This window comes from Holzapfeliella sp. JNUCC 80, assembly GCF_053667655.1.
In genome coordinates, this window is record NZ_CM132205.1 from 969,440 (window position 1) to 986,538 (window position 17,099).

Consider the following 17,099-nt stretch of genomic DNA (forward strand, 5'->3'; position numbering starts at 1 on the left):
ATCCCTACTTTCTTTGATTTAAAGCAATAAAAATAACAACAATAAAAACTGATAATACTAAAAATATTGTCGTGATTGTCATTGCCACATGATAGCCCATCAATGGTTGATCTATTTGTTGGATAACTGCAGCGGTTAATGATACCCCCACGCTACCACCCAATTGGTGGGCAACATTGATTACACCCGAAGCTGATCCAGAATCCCTATCGTCTGTATAAGCGACTCCTGCCACGGTCAGTGGACTTAATGTCAGTCCCTGTCCAGCACCCATTAAAAGCATAGGAACGGCAATCCCAAAAACATAGCCTAACTGTGGTGTAAACCAGGTCAGCATTAGCATGCCAATCGTCGTAGTCATCGTCCCTACTATTAATAATCGGGTATTTCCGAATTTTTTAGTTAGTTTAGCTACTCCTAATGCCACAACAAAGTTAACAATTGTCAACGGGAAAAAACCAAGCCCTGCTTGAAGTGGGGTGAAATTTAACTGTGTTTGCATGATTTGGGGTGTCAAAAACCACATACTGAGCATTGCACCTAAATAAAAAAATCTTGTTAAGTAAGCACCTAATCGCTCACTATTCGCAAACAATCGCAATGGGGTCAATGGTGATACAACGCGCGCTTCACGTCTTATAAATAACACCACAAAAATAACTGCCAACATAGCGGATACTACTCTGCCAACATTTCCAACAATGGCATAAACTAAGCTCACCATAAACACAAACGAATAAATTGCACCGATATAATCAAGTCGGTTATCGGTTACTTTTTTTGTTTCTGGTATCACAATAGTGGTCATAATAATCATTAAGATTGCGATTGGGACGTTCATCAAAAATCCATCTCGCCAAGACAGCAAACTCGCAAACAATCCACCAATTACTAATCCGAGACTAGCACCAATTCCACCCATTGCACCATATGCTGAAATTGCTTTAGTTCTAGCTTCTCCTTTAAAGTAAGTCATCAATAATGATAATGTCGTTGGAGCTAAAATAGCTGATCCAACGCCTTGAAAACCTCGAGCTAAAATAACAAAAAGACCCGTATTGCCAATACCTACTAAAAGTGAACCTAATCCAAATAAAATCAGTCCTACTAAAAACACTCTTTTTTTGCCGTAAGTATCTCCTAGTCTACCGCCAATTAATAATAACCCACCAAAGGTTAACGAATAAGCGTTACTAACCCAAGATAAGATTGTGGGAGTAAGTTTAAGTTCTTCAGCTATTTTGACTGTTCCAGTAAAAATAATTGAATTATCAAGTAATATCATGAAATAACTCAATAATATAATTGCCAATAACCATTTTTTATTTACTTTCATTTTATCCTCTTTTCTGCCATTAAATCTATTTGATCAGCTGATAGTTAACACTTTAACCCTTAAAGCTTACTTTAAGGCAACCCTTTATCTTAATAATCTTAATTGACAGTCTCGAAGCCAGTTTTGTATCCTTTAAGTGGAGGAATATAATGAATTTTAAAACCATGATTATGGTTCTTATTACTAAGTTGTCTCAAACATAAACGGAGGAAAATTAAATGTTATCTTTTGCAACCGATTATTTAGAAGGTGCACACCCTAAAGTACTTAAAAAACTAGTTGAAACCAATATGGTTCAAGAACCCGGTTATGGGACTGATAGCTTTAGCCAACAAGCTGCAGATAAAATTCGTGAAACCATCAATTGTCCACAGGCTCAAATCACTTTTTTAGTTGGTGGAACGCAAACTAACAAAGTGGTTATCGATTCTGTCCTTAAAAAATACGAAGGTGTTATCGCACCAGATACTGGTCACATTGCCACTCACGAAGCGGGTGCAATTGAATTCACAGGTCACAAAGTTTTAACAATCGAAAACGTCGATGGTAAAATATCTGGCGAACAAGTCGACCAATATGTTAAAGACTTCTACAAAGACCCTAACGAACCACACATGGTGCATCCGGGAATGGTTTATATCTCACAACCAACCGAATATGGTACACTTTATTCTTACGATGAACTAAAAGCACTTTCTAAAGCTTGCCACAAACATGATTTAACCTTATTCATGGATGGCGCACGCTTAGGTTATGGCTTGATGAGTGATCACTGTGATATGACTATGGCAGATGTTGCTGAATTATGTGACGTCTTCTATATTGGTGGAACAAAAATTGGGGCTTTGTGTGGTGAAGCAGTTGTCTTCACTAAAAACAACGAACCTAAACATTTCACCACTCTAGTTAAACAACATGGTGCACTTCTTGCTAAAGGTCGCTTAACAGGAATTCAATTTTTAACACTCTTCACAGATGACTTATATCTAAAAATTAGTAAACACGCCATTGATATGGCAAAACGAATTAAAGACGGGTTCTTGCAAAAAGGTTATCGTCCTTACATGGACTCACATACTAACCAACAATTCTTTATTGTTGATCATGAAACTATTGCAAACCTTAAAGAAAAAGTCGACTTTGCCCCTTGGGAAAAATACGACGAAGATCATATGATTATTCGCTTTGTAACTTGTTGGGCAACAACTGAGGAAAGTGTTGACGAGTTGTTAACTTTAATCTAAAGCAAACCAAAAAGCATTATGACTAAGTCATAATGCTTTTTTATCTGTTTAATATTTTTTGAACCCTTTTTTGCAAATCTGGAATAATTTCAGTTTCAAACCAAGGATTATTTTTCAACCAAATATTGTTTCTAGGAGACGGATGAACAATTGGAAAATATTTTGGTAAATAAGTTTTGTAATTCTTTACTGTTGTCGTTAATTTATCAGACGGATTCAAATTCAAATAAAAATGTTGAGCATAATTGCCAATCAGAATAATTAATTGCAGTTGCTGTAGCTGTGCAATTAACTTAGGATGCCACTTCTCAGCAATAGTTTTTCTAGGTGGCTTATCGCCACTTTTAGCTTTCCCAGGATAGTAAAAATCCATTGGTATAATTGCGAAATTATGCCCATCATAAAACGTTTCAGAGTCAACACCCAACCACTTTCGCAATCGTTCACCACTTTTATCATTAAACAAAATACCAGTATCTTGAACTTTTTTCCCCGGAGCCTGACCAATAATTAAAATCTTAGCTTCTGAATTAATTTGATAAATCGGTTTCAATCCTTGTTGCGTAAAACTAGCATTTTCTTTATCGGCCATAATTTGTTTTTGATATAGCATATGACTCCTTTTTAATTTAAGTACTTCTCAATCACATCATAATTTTGTGTTCGTTTCTGATATTCAGTCGATGCAATATCTTTAACCAAAGTACTGAGTTTGATTTTCGACATTTCATGTTCGATTTTCTGCTGCAATTCATTATAGTGCTTTTCTAGAACTTCTTGAATATTAGAACCCACCACACATGCCATGTTTGTTTTTTGATCAACCTGAATTAGGTTGGTGTTTCCTTCAATACTTTGGTAAACGTCTAAGAGTGTTATTTCATTTATTTTACGTGATAACCTTGGCTTTGCTTTGCCAACTTCTGTTTCAATTAATTGACTCTTTTTTAATTGCCCCATTATTTTTCTAACATTTGCGGGATTGGTTTGAATACTTTCAGCAATTTTTGCACTCGATAGATAATCGGTATCTTGGTACATTTCAATATAAAGCAAAATGTGGATAGCATCGCTGAACTGAATTGAATACTTCATGACTACACCTCTGTGTTTATTTCTTGACTTATCTTATCACATTCTTTATGATGATGGTGTAAATTATAAAAATACAGGTTTGGGATTGGAGATTTATATGAACTACTTAATAACAGGTGCTACCGGTGATTTAGGTTACAAAACTTTAACCTACTTAAAAGATAAGGTTGACCACAATCATCTTTTTGCGTTAGCTCGAAGCCAAGATAAAGCTGACAAACTAAAAAAAGAGAACTTTCAAGTTCGTCTGGGAGACTATAGTCAACCACAAACGCTTGAAAGAGCTTTTGCAGACATTGATGTTTTATTTTTTGTATCTGGTAATTCTGAAAATCGCAAAGTTGAACACCAAAATGTTGTCGATGCTGCCAAAGCAATGGGAATTTCAAAAATTGTCTACACTAGTTTAGCCAACTTAGAAAACTCTACTAGTATGATGACACCTGATCATCTTTATACGGAAAATGCCATTAAAGAATCTGGAATTGCCCATACATTTTTAAGAAATAACTGGTATTTGGAAAACGAACTGCCACTTATACAGCATGCACTTCAAACTGGAGACTTTATTTATACAGCTAAAACTGGAAAAGTTGCTTGGGCATTAAAACGCGAATACGCTGAAGCTGCCGCAGCTATTTTGCTGACAGAAAACACACCTGAAGTTGTTGAACTCTCTGGTCAAGCTTATAGCTATCAAGATTTAATTAGTGCATTAACCACTGGGACATCAAAAACTATTAACAATCATGTTGTTAATGATACTGATTTCATCAAACAATTGACACACACAGGCTTGCCAAAAGAAGCAGCTAATTTCTTCTTAGCCATCCAAAATGATATTGAAGACCAAGCTCTTAACTTTTCGTCAAGTGACTTTGAATCAGTTCTAGGTCACCCTCTGACTTCTTTACCTCAAGCATTAGCAGAACTCATTTCTGAATAATAAAAAAGAGACCCTTTCCGAGGTCTCTTTTTTATGTCTTTGTCTTTTTAAATCATTATATAATCACGCATTATTCTAGCAAAAACTTATTTTTCGTGTAAGCTTTTTTTATTATTTGTTAAATTAAATTAATATTAAATAAACCATTGTCTTTACTAATCAAACATGTTTTAATATAGAAAATTAATCAGGAAGGAAATTTAATATGAATAGAGTCTCAATTGCTTCTAAACGATTTTTTAACTTTAGTCACTTTAGCTAGTGCACGCGTGTTTTTCAAAAGATACGGTGCACTAATCTGATGCCCGTATCTTAGTGATTAAAGTCTGTTTAGATATTGTTGCTAGATGCGAAATAATTATTCATCTAGCAATTTTGACTGGGACTTTTTTAAATTTTCAATCAACTTTCATAGCCATAAGCTAGGTGAATTTATTTCATCTAGCTTTTTTTGAAAGGTTTTTTATTATGACAATTTTACATACACTTGGTCCCAAAACAACTGATAGCTATAAAGCAGCTTCCTATTTTATCAGTCAAAATACTGATTGTTATCCGATTGATCAGATCGTCTTACATTCCTCATTTGATGAGATTTATCAGCAATTGGATGCACTAAACGGCGACTTGTTTTTAGTTCCTGTTGCTTATCAAAATAACCAACACCACCAAAGTTTCGCGGACTATCATTATCGCTACTGGCAAAGTCTGACTGTGCTAACTTCTTTCCATATTCCCACAATGCCTATGGTCTTGCTCGAAAACCTAGCTAATCAAAATCACAAAATCTCGCTTCATCCTGCAACTAGTGAATTAATGAAAAGCACCTTTTCGAATTTAGATTCATTAAAAATTAACTATGTTACTAGCAAACCACTCGCCTTTGATGATTTTGCCAAAGGGAACTGCCAATACGCAATCGTTAGCCATAACTTTACCAATCAAGAGTTGTCGGGTTTAAATTATCGAATTGCTAAAACGTTCACCCCTCAAATGATTTGGTGCCTTTATAAAATAGAATAATAAGACTAATTATTTCAAAAATAAGTATATGAGACATATAATAACCATATGAAATAATTATTAAAATATGATTAATACAAAAGTTGGTCACAATTTAATAGTTTAATAGAAATACTGAGTAAAGTAAAAGTTGAGGTTATTGTATGAACAAAAAAGAACAAAATATTATTCCTTTTTTATTAGTATTTATTTTTCTAATAGTCACTGCACTATTTTGCGCTAATAAAAATGAGCTAAACGCTCAGGATCAATCTTCAAGACAAAATTATACAGATAGTTTTATTACACAAAAAGACATTAGAGACCAAAACAATAAATACCAAAGTACATTTAATATGTATGATGGCATCAGAATTATGTGGACTTTGAAAATCCCTTCCGGAATTAACCAAGGAGACACTATTACTCTTTCAATTCCAGATATTTTTCGGCCGACTGAAAATTCTAATTTCATAATATTTGACAGCACTACACATCAAAATATAGCCAGAGCCGTCACAAGTATCGATAACCATACACTTACTCTGACGATGAACTCAGTACCTGCCAACGATGAATACTTTATTACGAATATTTCATTATCTGCTAATTGGAATTTAAATCCGACCGAAACAAAAATAATATCACCTGATACTTTTGGAAACAGCACGAATATAACAGTTAACAGAGCGAGTTCTCCAGACAGCGCTGAACTCCTCCAAAAATGGGGGGTGGTATGACGTCTATAATCCTAATATCATACACTGGCGTGCCCGCCTTAACTATGGCAAACAGACTATCCATAACGCTATTTACACAGATATAGTTGGGCTTAACAATGAACTAGTCTCTGATAGTATTAATACTTACAAGGTAAACTATAATTCTGAGGGGACTGATTTTACAATTATCCAAGATCACAACTTCAAGCCTAAAATAATTGAAAGCAATTCTAACTATTTTACAGCTGAATTAGGATCGATAACCGATACCATTATCATTGATTACACTACAAAAATAACTGATAAACGTACTTCGTTTAATTATAAAAATACGGGGAATTTAACAGGAAATAATATTGAAAATCAGCGTGTAGATGCGTTTTCTCCGTATATTGGTACTAATGGTGATTCTAGCTCATTCAAGAACATTACCGGGTCAAAGAATTGGGTTGGAGATACAGCATCTGACAGACCAGCATTCATCACAATTGACTTACTAGCTGATAAAAATATCTACGCCTCAAAACAAGTAAACGCTGATGAAAATTGGGCGTTTAATTTCAATAACTTACCTAAATATAATCAAAATGGAAAAGAAATTGACTATACAATTTCCGAACCAGAAATTCCACACTACAATAGTTCAATAGCAAACTACAACATAACCAACACCTATACAAGTTCTTTAAAAACATCCGTTTCAGTAAACAAAATCTGGAACGATAATGACAATCGTTCTGGCCTTCGTCCCGAATATGTTGAAGTTCAACTATATGCTAACAACAGTTTATATGGTGACACGGTACGGTTATCTTCTGCAAATGAGTGGGCAAACACTTGGGAAAATTTGCCCCAATATGATAGCAATGGTGTAATTAACTATTCAGTTAAAGAAACTAATACAAACATCAGCAATTATACAAGTAGCATCACAAGCAGTAACCAAAATAACTTTACGATCACGAATACTCTTAAAAGCATACCTTCACCTAATCAACCTTCTTCTCCCATATATCCATCGAGCCCAGTTGAACCTAATAACTATGATCAAGTAACTAAAATAAGCGGACATAAGACTTGGAATGACCAAAATAACAAATATAATTTGCGTCCTAATTATATTGCCGTTAATCTTCTAGCTAATAACAAACCCTATTTAACAAAAATTGTAACCGCACAAAATAATTGGCAGTATACATTTAACGATTTACCAAAATATCAAAACAACAATTTGGTAGTCTACACAATATCTGAAGACCACATTCCTAATTATTCAACGAGGATTACTGGGTTCGATATTTTAAACAATTTTATTGATAATGACAATCCTAGTCCAGAAAATATCACCCCTAAAGCCGAAAGTAATAGCACTATAAATAGCTCAAATAGTTATTTATCTAGTTCACATTCATTTTCATCAGGTTTAGACTCTAAACCCGAAAACAAAAATAATAATCTTCCACAAACAGGAGAAAAAATAGTTGAGTCTCAGTTATTAACAATTATTGGTTCTTTCATTGTAATAGTTCTCTTATATATAGCTGTTTCTAAAAAAATAAACAATAAATAATTCAAAAAGGAATACCAAATAGGTATTCCTTTTTAATTTAATCCTTCATAAATTTTATCTAAGTTCCATTTCATCATACTATAGTAAGTGTCACCTTCAATCCCTGATTTAGCCAATGAATCCGTAAACAATTTCGAATAAATCGGTAATCCTGTTTCTCTTGAAATTTGCGTCATCGCTTTAGGTGAAACAGAACTTTCCACAAACAAGCTTTTAACTGATGATTGCTTAATTTTAGCTAAAATCGTTTGCATTTGTTCAGGTGTACCTTGTGATTCAGTATTAATCTCCCAAATGTAAGCTGGTGTTACTTGATAAGCATTAGCAAAATACTTAAATGCTCCTTCTGAAGTCACCAACAGCCTTTGATTTTCAGGAATGTTCACAAATTTAGACTGAGCTGTTTGATGTAACTCTTGTAATTTTTCTAAATATTTAGTCGCATTGGCTTCATAAAATTCTGCATTTTTATAATCCTTGGCTACCATTTGATTCAAAATATTTTGTACATAAATCATGCCATTAGAGATATCTAGCCAAGCATGTGGATCTATTTCTGATTCATTTGTTGATAATTGCTGTGGAATTACATTTTCGCTTGTCGCAAACACATCTTGATTAAAAGTTTTTTTAGATGTTTCCATTAACTTTGTAAACCAGCCATTACCCCCTGTTTCCAAATTCAGTCCATTATAAAAAATCAAATTAGCACTACTTGTTTTTGAAATATCAGTTGGTTGTGGTTCATATTCGTGAGGATCGGTTCCTCGTTTAACGATACTATACAACTCAATTCTATCTTGACCAATGTTGTGAACCATATCTTCTAAAATTGAATTCGTTGTTACTATGTGCAATTTGTCACTTTGATTTTGCAATTGAGAATTATTAGATTTGCGTTTTTCTACAAATAAAAAAACGCTAGCTATCATAACAAAAACCGAAATAAAACTAATCACAATTCGTTTCATCTTTTCACTCTCCCCTTTAGTTGTCTGATTAATACACCTTGTCGTGGCGAAAATAAAAATGATAAAAAGAAGATACCTGCACCGACCAAGACAATTGCCGGACCTGATGCCCAGTTAAAAGTATAGCTAAAGTATAGTCCAACCACAGCTGACATAGCGCCAATCGTTGCGGACAAAACCAGCATACTTGAAAGTCGTTCACTCCATAAGAATGCTGTTGCAGCAGGCGTTATTAACATAGCAACAACCAATATTATACCGACTGTTTGTAGTGCTGAAACCGTAACTAATGTCAAAATTAACATCAATCCATAATGAATAAACTGAACATTTAAGCCGTAAGTTTTGGCATAAACAGCATCAAATGAAGTAATTAATAACTCCTTGTAAAAGATTGATACAAATAAAATAACAATCCCTAAAACAACTACTGTGGTCATCATATCACCATCACTCACGGCTAAAATATTTCCGAATAAAATGTGATGTAAGTTAGCAGCGCTTTCAGCCATTGAGATCAAAATAAATCCCAATGCATAGAATGCACTGAATATAATTCCTATCGATGTATCCATTTTGATTTTGCTATTTGAAGCAACAAATCCAATCAAAATAGCTGCGATAATCCCAAAAATAGATGCACCGACTAAAACATTTATGCCTAACATATAAGCCACAGCAACTCCCGGAAGCACTGCATGTGAAATCGCATCTCCCATCAGTGACATCCCCCGTAAAATAATAAAACTACCGATAATTCCAGACATAACCCCTACCATGATTGCAGTTAATAGTGCACTTTGTAAGAAATCATATTGACTTAAAGCTTGGATAAAATCTGTGATTGATGCCATTTTACACGTCCTCCTGTCCACTACTAAATAAGGCTTGTGATAAATCTGCACTGAAGGCTTTTTGAATATTTTTTGAGGAATAAACTGATTTTGTCGGACCAAAATCAACGATTCCGTGATTCAAAATAACTAAATCATCAAAATACTGTGGTGCTTTATTTAAATCGTGATGAACAACGATGATAACTTTACCTTCGTCTCGCCATGTTTTTAGAATCTGCATAATTTTGCGTTCACTTTGCAAATCAATTCCAACAAATGGCTCATCTAAAATAATTACTTCTGCTTCTTGAACAATAGCTCTAGCAATAAAAACTCTTTGCAATTGTCCACCCGATAATTGCCCTATTTGACGTGAGGAAAACTCGCTTAACCCGACTTGTTCTAGTGCTTTGGCCGCCTTTTGGTGCTCTATTTTGCCTGGGTTTTTAAATAACCCTAATTTACCATACGTCCCCGACAAAACTAGATCAAATACACTAATTGGAAAAGTTAAATCCAGTTCTTTTCTCTGTTCGACATAAGCTATCTTCTTTTGAAATTTCTTAATAGGTTCATCTTTATATAAAATATGACCGTTTTGTACTTTGACTAAGCCTAAAATTGATTTAATTAATGTTGATTTTCCTGCACCGTTTGGTCCTATAATCCCAGTGATTTTACTAGCGTTGAACCTAACGGCAACATCAGCTAATACTGGTGTGTCATGATAGGAAACAGTGAGGTTCTTAACTTCTAACATAAGTTCCTCCACTTTTCTTATTTTCTCGTCTCACTAGTTTAACGTTTTTTAAGTACTGTTACAATGTTTTTTAGGTTTACTTAACTTTTTAGTAAAAACAAAAAACACATTTTCGACTAAGTCGAGAATGTGTTCTTATGTTGAATTGAAGTTATCTATCTATACTTTAAATTCATCAGCATATTTAGCTTCAACCCATTGATTGTCACTTCCTAAGCGGTAGAATAACTGTCCGTTAATCTTCTTACTTTCAAATACTTTCCATGATGTTCCTGCATAAAGTGCTTGATTAGTCATTTTACCATTACCATCACGCAAGTAAATTGCGTAATTTTGTGGTACATTGCCTAGACTAACCACCCCGCTAGTTTCTGGAATAGTGTTTTGTAAATATTGTGTTTGAATCCATTGATCACTGTCTTTTGCATTAATTCTAGTATAAGGCACACCTTCAACTACTTTTTGATCATATGTCTTAACATTAGCTAATGCTGATTCAGTAATATTTGATCCCACCATTCGTGAACCATCAGAGTTCCAAATAAGAACGCCGTATCCTTCGATATAGTTAACTTTTTGAGGAGTTGCATTCGAATCATCTAGATATTGTGTTTGAATCCATGCGTTATTGTCCGTTGCTAACTTAGTATAGGATACGCCATTAACTAACATTGTTTCATCCGTCACAACAATGTTTTGATAACCTTGTTTATATTGTTCAGTTTGAACAGGTTTACCATTTTGATTTAAACTCCAAACTAAGACATTTGCATTTGGTGTGTAGTTCACTTTTGCTTGAACAGCGTGGGAAATCAAGTTGTTATACCCATTTACATAAGCTTTAGATTTATTCGTCAAATCTGGTTTAATCCCATTTTCTAAGTCTTTAGCAGCTTCTTGTTGCCCATTTTGATAAACCTCATAGGCTTGTTTATAAACAGAAGCATAAGGACCTGTGTAATCTTTAATTGGATTGCCAGTTTCAACCATTGCTTGAACGGCATTAACGTTTGCACTAGTTAAGCCATCTTGGTAAGTATCATAACCTTTACTATATCCTGATCTATAGCCATCTTGATAAGATACTGGTTTACCGGTAGCCATTGCTGTTGCTCCGGTTAATCCTTTTTCTTGTCCATCTTTTGCCCCTTCATAAGCTTTGTTGTAAGCCTCTTTTTGGGGTCCAGAATATTGACTCTCTTTAGTTTTATTACCATCATTCAAGTAGTCTTTTTTACCCTGAACAGCAGCTATTGCAGCATTGTAACTATCTTGATATTGCTGAGATTTCGAACCATCAGTTGGCGCTTGTTCGTTTGTATTTGATTTTTGAGCATCATCATGACCGTTTTTGGCATCAGTATAAACATCGTTATAAATACCTGATGTCTTATCGGCTACTTTACCTGCTGAATAATCATTCGCTGCTTGTTGGGCTTCATCATATCCTGCTCTATAAGATGCATTTGTATCATATAGTGATTGTTGTTTATCATCTTTGTCTGCAGTTGATGCTCTACCTGCTTGATAGGCTTTTGCACCTTCGGTTACGGCATCATACGCTGATTGATAACCTTTGTCAGAGTCATATTCAGGTCCTTTAGCTTTTGCTAAAGCATCTGTTGTTGCTTGTCCTAGATTATATCCTGTTTGAGTATTAGCATCTTTTGAAACATCAGTAGTATCTTTTGCTAATCCTTTTTGGGCACCTTCATAACCTTTGTTATAAGCAGCAGGTGTCCCCGATTGATTATATTTACTTGAATCACCTTTAATGGCATCTTGTGCACCATCACGTGCGTCTTTAGCTTGTTGGTTGCTATCGTTGTAAGCATCTTTGTAAGCTTTATTCTTATTGTCTGCCTTCAACTCAGATTCTGATTTAGTAATTCCTGCTGCACCATCTTGTTGACCATCTTTTGCACCATTAAATCCATTTTTATATGAATCATCTTGAGCTTTTGTTTCATTCATTGATTTTGTGCTATCTGCACTATAGTCTGATGATCCAGCGACTTGAGTTTTTGTTTTATGGTAGGCATCTTGATAAGCTTTTGATTCTTTTGCTAAATCGGCTGCTGACACATCTGGATTTTCATTATATTTATCATGACCATTTTTGGCATCTTGATAAACATCATTATAAATACCTGATGTCTTATCGGCTACTTTACCTCCTGCATAATCATCTGCTGCTTGCTTGGCTTCATCATATCCTACTCTATAAGATGCATTTGTATCATATAGTGATTGTTGTTTATCATCTTTGTCTGCAGTTGATTCTTTCCCTGCTTGATAAGCTTGTGCACCTGCAGATACGGCATCATAACCTGCTTTGTATCCTTTATCATTTGCATACACTGTTGCGTCTTGATTCTTAGCTAAGCCATCTTTTGTTCCCTTAGCTAAGTTATACCCTGTTTGGTAATTTGCATCTGTTGCTTTTGCTTTACCATCGCCAGTTTGAGCATCTTTTGCACCATTAAATCCTGCTTGATATTCAGGCGATTTATTGGTGCTTACAGCTCCTTGACCTTTAGCATTAATTGAATCAATTGCACCATCACGTGCGTCTTTAGCTTGTTGGTTGCTATCGTTGTAAGCATCTTTGTAAGCTTTATTCTTATTGTCTGCCTTCAACTCAGATTCTGATTTAGTAATTCCTGCTGCACCATCTTGTTGACCATCTTTTGCACCATTAAATCCATTTTTATATGAATCATCTTGAGCTTTTGTTTCATTCATTGATTTTGTGCTATCTGCACTATAGTCTGATGATCCAGCGACTTGAGTTTTTGTTTTATGGTAGGCATCTTGATAAGCTTTTGATTCTTTTGCTAAATCGGCTGCTGACACATCTGGATTTTCATTATATTTATCATGACCATTTTTGGCATCTTGATAAACATCATTATAAATACCTGATGTCTTATCGGCTACTTTACCTCCTGCATAATCATCTGCTGCTTGCTTGGCTTCATCATATCCTACTCTATAAGATGCATTTGTATCATATAGTGATTGTTGTTTATCATCTTTGTCTGCAGTTGATTCTTTCCCTGCTTGATAAGCTTGTGCACCTGCAGATACGGCATCATAACCTGCTTTGTATCCTTTATCATTTGCATACACTGTTGCGTCTTGATTCTTAGCTAAGCCATCTTTTGTTCCCTTAGCTAAGTTATACCCTGTTTGGTAATTTGCATCTGTTGCTTTTGCTTTACCATCGCCAGTTTGAGCATCTTTTGCACCATTAAATCCTGCTTGATATTCAGGCGATTTATTGGTGCTTACAGCTCCTTGACCTTTAGCATTAATTGAATCAATTGCACCATCACGTGCGTCTTTAGCTTGTTGGTTGCTATCGTTGTAAGCATCTTTGTAAGCTTTATTCTTATTGTCTGCCTTCAACTCAGATTCTGATTTAGTAATTCCTGCTGCACCATCTTGTTGACCATCTTTTGCACCATTAAATCCATTTTTATATGAATCATCTTGAGCTTTTGTTTCATTTATTGATTTTGTACTATCTGCGTTATAATCTGATAATCCTGTTCTTGCTGAATTTTCATCAGTTTGGACTTGATGATACCCCTGAAGATAAGCATTTCTGGAAATTCCTTCAGATATTGATCCTGAATTATCTTGTCCACTTATACCATCATTATAACCTGCTTTGGCTTTATCATACCCTGCTGTATAATTATCGTTGCTACCATATCGACTATCACTTCTAGGATTATAATTAGCGTTATTACGATTATTAAGAAACGCTTCTACACCACTTTGATTATCTGCCGCTGTAGTATCACTAGCAATAGCTTGTGCATCAGAATCAGAAATTTGCAGTTTTTGGCTATCGCTTCCTACAATGTACTGTCCTTTAACAGAAAGCGCCTTAAGATCAGCTTGTTTTAAATTATTTGGAAGTTCAATAGCAAATGGCACAGATGTTAAATCTTGATAATCATTTTTAGTATTTTTACTACTATATTTATTTGTATCTGTTGGAAAATCATCATTAGATACTGTGCCATTTAGTGCTGTGTCACCTTTGTATGCACCTAAATATAGGTTTTTATTATTAGGATTAAAACTATCGTTAGAATCCATAAATTGATATGACCCTTTTAAGAATAGCTTTCCTGTTGTTGTATCTCGTTCTAATTTCAAACTATTATTATCTAATTTAAAATTAGGTGCAGCTAGAAAGTTTAAATATCTTGTTTTTTTATTGTTCGAATCATCGTCATTTGCATTAGTACTTCCATAGTAACCTAAATCAGTTTTATCATTTGACTGTGTACTTCCTAATCCCGTACCAACCAAGTTGCCACCAGTGGCATTATCAGATGGAATTAAAACATTAGCATATGGTTTATCGTTTAAGACGATATTTTTGATATTAATTCTGGAACCTGTTATAGCTGAACTTTTAGCACCGTGATTGTCATTTAGGTCAAAAGTAACACCTACCGCATTTTTACCACCAAGTTGATATGTTTCACTACCTGGATTTTGAATGTCTACTCCCCCAGCTGCTGATAACAAAGTAACGTTTGCATCGCCACTAGCATACATTCCTAAAACAGACTTGTCTTTAACAGTTAGTCCTGCTCGAACATTCATTAAAGAGGTTGGGGTTGATACTGTTGCATTATTCTGTCTGTTCTCAAGAATAAACTGACCTGCATTTTCAACTAAAATATTCCCACCAACATCAACAGGCAATTGAGAGCCAGTATTACCATTCAATTTCACATTGAATTTACCACCATCAATGGTTAAGGTACCTCCATTCATGTCTAACGCACCTGCCAGATTTCCATTCGAATTTCTTTCCGGAATAATATTGAAATTAGCGTTATTAGCAACATTGAAATTCCCTGATGACATAAATAATCCATAAGCGTTGCTATTTGTTCCTTTTGGATGAAGATTAACTGTGGATTCTGTTTGAACGGTAACAGACGGTGTTCCCGTCAATGAAATTACTGGACCATTATTGGTATATCCATCAAAAGTGCTATTGGCAGAAAAAGTAACATTTGAAGCTGTAATCATTTCTTGAGTTCCACCACCATCAGTCGGTGATAGAGAAACATTCAATCTTGGATTTAGTTGATTCTCATCTTCGGCATCTTGCACAATATCTGATGGCTTATATTGTAACTTAGTTGAACTTGCTTCAACTTTATTTTTAACTGTAATTTTAGCACTACCTGATTCAATTAGTTGCGGACCATAATATCTAAAATTATCATAAGTTATATTACTTGCAGCATTTGTTCTAACTGTTCCGTAATATTCAGTCCCATACATTACCATATTTTTCATGGTAATATCACTGGCTGTACTTTGCGCATACCTTGATCCAGCAAAGTCGATAGTATGCCCCCCACCGTCTATCGTAATAGATTTACTGAATGCAATTTCACCACCATTGTTGTAAGTAGCAACTGTTGTAGAATTGGATTTTCCTCTAGTACTCCACATACTAATATCTTTGACAGCTTTAATAGTCGTTATACTATCCTTGTTATCTGCAGTTTTAGTTCTGTCTTGAATAGCCGCATCTAACTGTGCACCATTAGATACTAATACTGTTTGATTATTAACTCTAATATTTTGTCCCACGGAATAAGCAGCGTTATACTTATCACCTATACCATTCTGTGATCCATTATTAGTTCCAAGAACAACAGCGTCATAAGCTTTTTGATAAGCTTCTTGGTAAACCGGACTACCGCTAGTTGGTAATACTCTAGAAGTCTGTGCTCTGTCATCTATACTATAATTTTTTGCACCATCTAAAGCATCTGATTGTGCTGCTTGTGTACCAGCATTAATCCCGTTTTGTTCATCTGTTGCCTCAGCAGTTTGGGTAGCTTGTTTGCCCAACTGAAAAGCTTTTTGATAAATATTATCTTGATTAATATCAGAATTAGCCACAGTATCATTATTTTTTCCTGCTGCAAATCCCTTAAATGCATTTTCGTAGCTTCGTTTATATGTACTTTCGTCATTATCTGAAACTTCAGAACCAATTGGGGTTTGTTTAGCCGCACTTAACCCAGCATTAGTACCTTTAACTACAGGGTTACTATTGTATCCAGCAATATAGTAAGTATCATTATTTCCAGTATCTTGACTGTAAGTATTTCCATCTAGATAACCTTTTCTAGCATTATTATACGCTGTTTTATAGTCTTGAGTCTTATTGCGTTGGTTATTTTCATCAGTTGCTGTATCAGAATTTTGTTGACCAGCGGTAATACCATCTTGCTGTCCTTCATCAGCTGTTCCAGTTTCAGATTGTACCGGCTGATTCTCACTATTCCCATTTGAAGCTGGTTGGTTATTACCGGAAATTACATCATCAGCCATAACTTGCTGACTCGTGCTTTGTACCGAAGTAACAACACCGCCACCAAGTAACGCAAAGGTCACTAAAGAAGCAACTACCCATTGTTTCTTAACTTTTTTCATTATTTTCTTTTCATTTGTTTTTTGTATTTTGTTTTTATTGTACATAAACTACTCCTTTTGAAGATGACTTTCATTATTAACTGATGAAATTATGATTGTGGGGCTCATTTTACATCGTTACATCAGAA

Annotated in this window: 12 protein-coding genes; 5 read left to right on the forward strand and 7 right to left on the reverse strand. The window is 34.8% G+C overall.

All coding sequences use genetic code 11. The features are described 5' to 3' along the window. Window positions 1-4 precede the first annotated feature (4 nt). Complete coding sequence (locus tag JNUCC80_RS04880) at window positions 5-1,336, reverse strand: MFS transporter (RefSeq protein ID WP_454152757.1); 1,332 nt, start codon at window positions 1,334-1,336, stop codon at window positions 5-7. Between the two features lie 218 nt (window positions 1,337-1,554). Here JNUCC80_RS04880 and JNUCC80_RS04885 point away from each other — a divergent pair, with 218 nt between their 5' ends. After that, entirely contained in the window at window positions 1,555-2,580 is a 1,026-nt protein-coding gene (locus JNUCC80_RS04885) for a threonine aldolase family protein (protein WP_454152758.1), read from the forward strand. A 40-nt stretch (window positions 2,581-2,620) separates the two neighbouring features. Here JNUCC80_RS04885 and JNUCC80_RS04890 read toward each other — a convergent pair whose 3' ends face one another. Together JNUCC80_RS04890 and JNUCC80_RS04895 are read right to left on the reverse strand one after the other, a co-directional pair. Continuing rightward, window positions 2,621-3,193: a uracil-DNA glycosylase family protein gene (locus JNUCC80_RS04890; RefSeq protein ID WP_454152759.1), complete on the reverse strand. Its 573-nt coding sequence runs from the start codon at window positions 3,191-3,193 to the stop codon at window positions 2,621-2,623. A gap of 11 nt (window positions 3,194-3,204) precedes the next feature. Then, window positions 3,205-3,675: an Rrf2 family transcriptional regulator gene (locus tag JNUCC80_RS04895; protein WP_454152760.1), complete on the reverse strand. Its 471-nt coding sequence runs from the start codon at window positions 3,673-3,675 to the stop codon at window positions 3,205-3,207. A gap of 97 nt (window positions 3,676-3,772) precedes the next feature. Here JNUCC80_RS04895 and JNUCC80_RS04900 point away from each other — a divergent pair, with 97 nt between their 5' ends. The 4 genes from JNUCC80_RS04900 to JNUCC80_RS04915 all read left to right on the forward strand — a co-directional run bounded on the left by JNUCC80_RS04900 (window position 3,773) and on the right by JNUCC80_RS04915 (window position 7,915). After that, a complete protein-coding gene (locus tag JNUCC80_RS04900) occupies window positions 3,773-4,621 on the forward strand; it encodes an SDR family oxidoreductase (RefSeq protein ID WP_454152761.1) in 849 nt (282 codons plus the stop codon). A gap of 468 nt (window positions 4,622-5,089) precedes the next feature. Beyond that, window positions 5,090-5,644, forward strand: coding sequence for a hypothetical protein (locus JNUCC80_RS04905; RefSeq protein WP_454152762.1), 555 nt, complete (start codon window positions 5,090-5,092; stop codon window positions 5,642-5,644). Window positions 5,645-5,787: 143 nt separating this feature from the next. Next, window positions 5,788-6,363: an Ig-like domain-containing protein gene (locus tag JNUCC80_RS04910; RefSeq protein WP_454152763.1), complete on the forward strand. Its 576-nt coding sequence runs from the start codon at window positions 5,788-5,790 to the stop codon at window positions 6,361-6,363. A gap of 19 nt (window positions 6,364-6,382) precedes the next feature. Further along, window positions 6,383-7,915, forward strand: a complete 1,533-nt coding sequence (locus JNUCC80_RS04915) for a Cna B-type domain-containing protein (RefSeq protein WP_454153360.1) — start codon at window positions 6,383-6,385, stop codon at window positions 7,913-7,915. 32 nt (window positions 7,916-7,947) lie between these two features. Here JNUCC80_RS04915 and JNUCC80_RS04920 read toward each other — a convergent pair whose 3' ends face one another. The 4 genes from JNUCC80_RS04920 to JNUCC80_RS04935 all read right to left on the reverse strand — a co-directional run bounded on the left by JNUCC80_RS04920 (window position 7,948) and on the right by JNUCC80_RS04935 (window position 17,016). After that, on the reverse strand, window positions 7,948-8,886 hold the full coding sequence (locus tag JNUCC80_RS04920; protein WP_454152764.1) for a metal ABC transporter solute-binding protein, Zn/Mn family: 939 nt from the start codon (window positions 8,884-8,886) through the stop codon (window positions 7,948-7,950). Beyond that, window positions 8,883-9,740: a metal ABC transporter permease gene (locus tag JNUCC80_RS04925; RefSeq protein WP_454152765.1), complete on the reverse strand. Its 858-nt coding sequence runs from the start codon at window positions 9,738-9,740 to the stop codon at window positions 8,883-8,885. Before JNUCC80_RS04925 ends, JNUCC80_RS04920 begins: the two co-directional genes overlap by 4 nt. A 1-nt stretch (window position 9,741) precedes the next feature. Beyond that, window positions 9,742-10,482, reverse strand: a complete 741-nt coding sequence (locus JNUCC80_RS04930; protein ID WP_454152766.1) for a metal ABC transporter ATP-binding protein — start codon at window positions 10,480-10,482, stop codon at window positions 9,742-9,744. Window positions 10,483-10,641: 159 nt separating this feature from the next. Then, the gene (locus JNUCC80_RS04935; protein ID WP_454152767.1) at window positions 10,642-17,016 is read right to left on the reverse strand and encodes a pectate lyase-like adhesive domain-containing protein; all 6,375 of its coding nucleotides are present in this window, start codon (window positions 17,014-17,016) and stop codon (window positions 10,642-10,644) included. Window positions 17,017-17,099: the final 83 nt, after the last annotated feature.

Coding starts and splice junctions, on each gene's coding strand:
- JNUCC80_RS04890 (WP_454152759.1), bottom strand. CDS start 3,193: ATGCTATATCAAAAACAAATTATGGCCGATAAAGAAAATGCTAGTTTT.
- JNUCC80_RS04930 (WP_454152766.1), bottom strand. CDS start 10,482: ATGTTAGAAGTTAAGAACCTCACTGTTTCCTATCATGACACACCAGTA.
- JNUCC80_RS04885 (WP_454152758.1), top strand. CDS start 1,555: ATGTTATCTTTTGCAACCGATTATTTAGAAGGTGCACACCCTAAAGTA.
- JNUCC80_RS04880 (WP_454152757.1), bottom strand. CDS start 1,336: ATGAAAGTAAATAAAAAATGGTTATTGGCAATTATATTATTGAGTTAT.
- JNUCC80_RS04910 (WP_454152763.1), top strand. CDS start 5,788: ATGAACAAAAAAGAACAAAATATTATTCCTTTTTTATTAGTATTTATT.
- JNUCC80_RS04925 (WP_454152765.1), bottom strand. CDS start 9,740: ATGGCATCAATCACAGATTTTATCCAAGCTTTAAGTCAATATGATTTC.
- JNUCC80_RS04935 (WP_454152767.1), bottom strand. CDS start 17,016: ATGTACAATAAAAACAAAATACAAAAAACAAATGAAAAGAAAATAATG.
- JNUCC80_RS04905 (WP_454152762.1), top strand. CDS start 5,090: ATGACAATTTTACATACACTTGGTCCCAAAACAACTGATAGCTATAAA.
- JNUCC80_RS04920 (WP_454152764.1), bottom strand. CDS start 8,886: ATGAAACGAATTGTGATTAGTTTTATTTCGGTTTTTGTTATGATAGCT.
- JNUCC80_RS04900 (WP_454152761.1), top strand. CDS start 3,773: ATGAACTACTTAATAACAGGTGCTACCGGTGATTTAGGTTACAAAACT.
- JNUCC80_RS04895 (WP_454152760.1), bottom strand. CDS start 3,675: ATGAAGTATTCAATTCAGTTCAGCGATGCTATCCACATTTTGCTTTAT.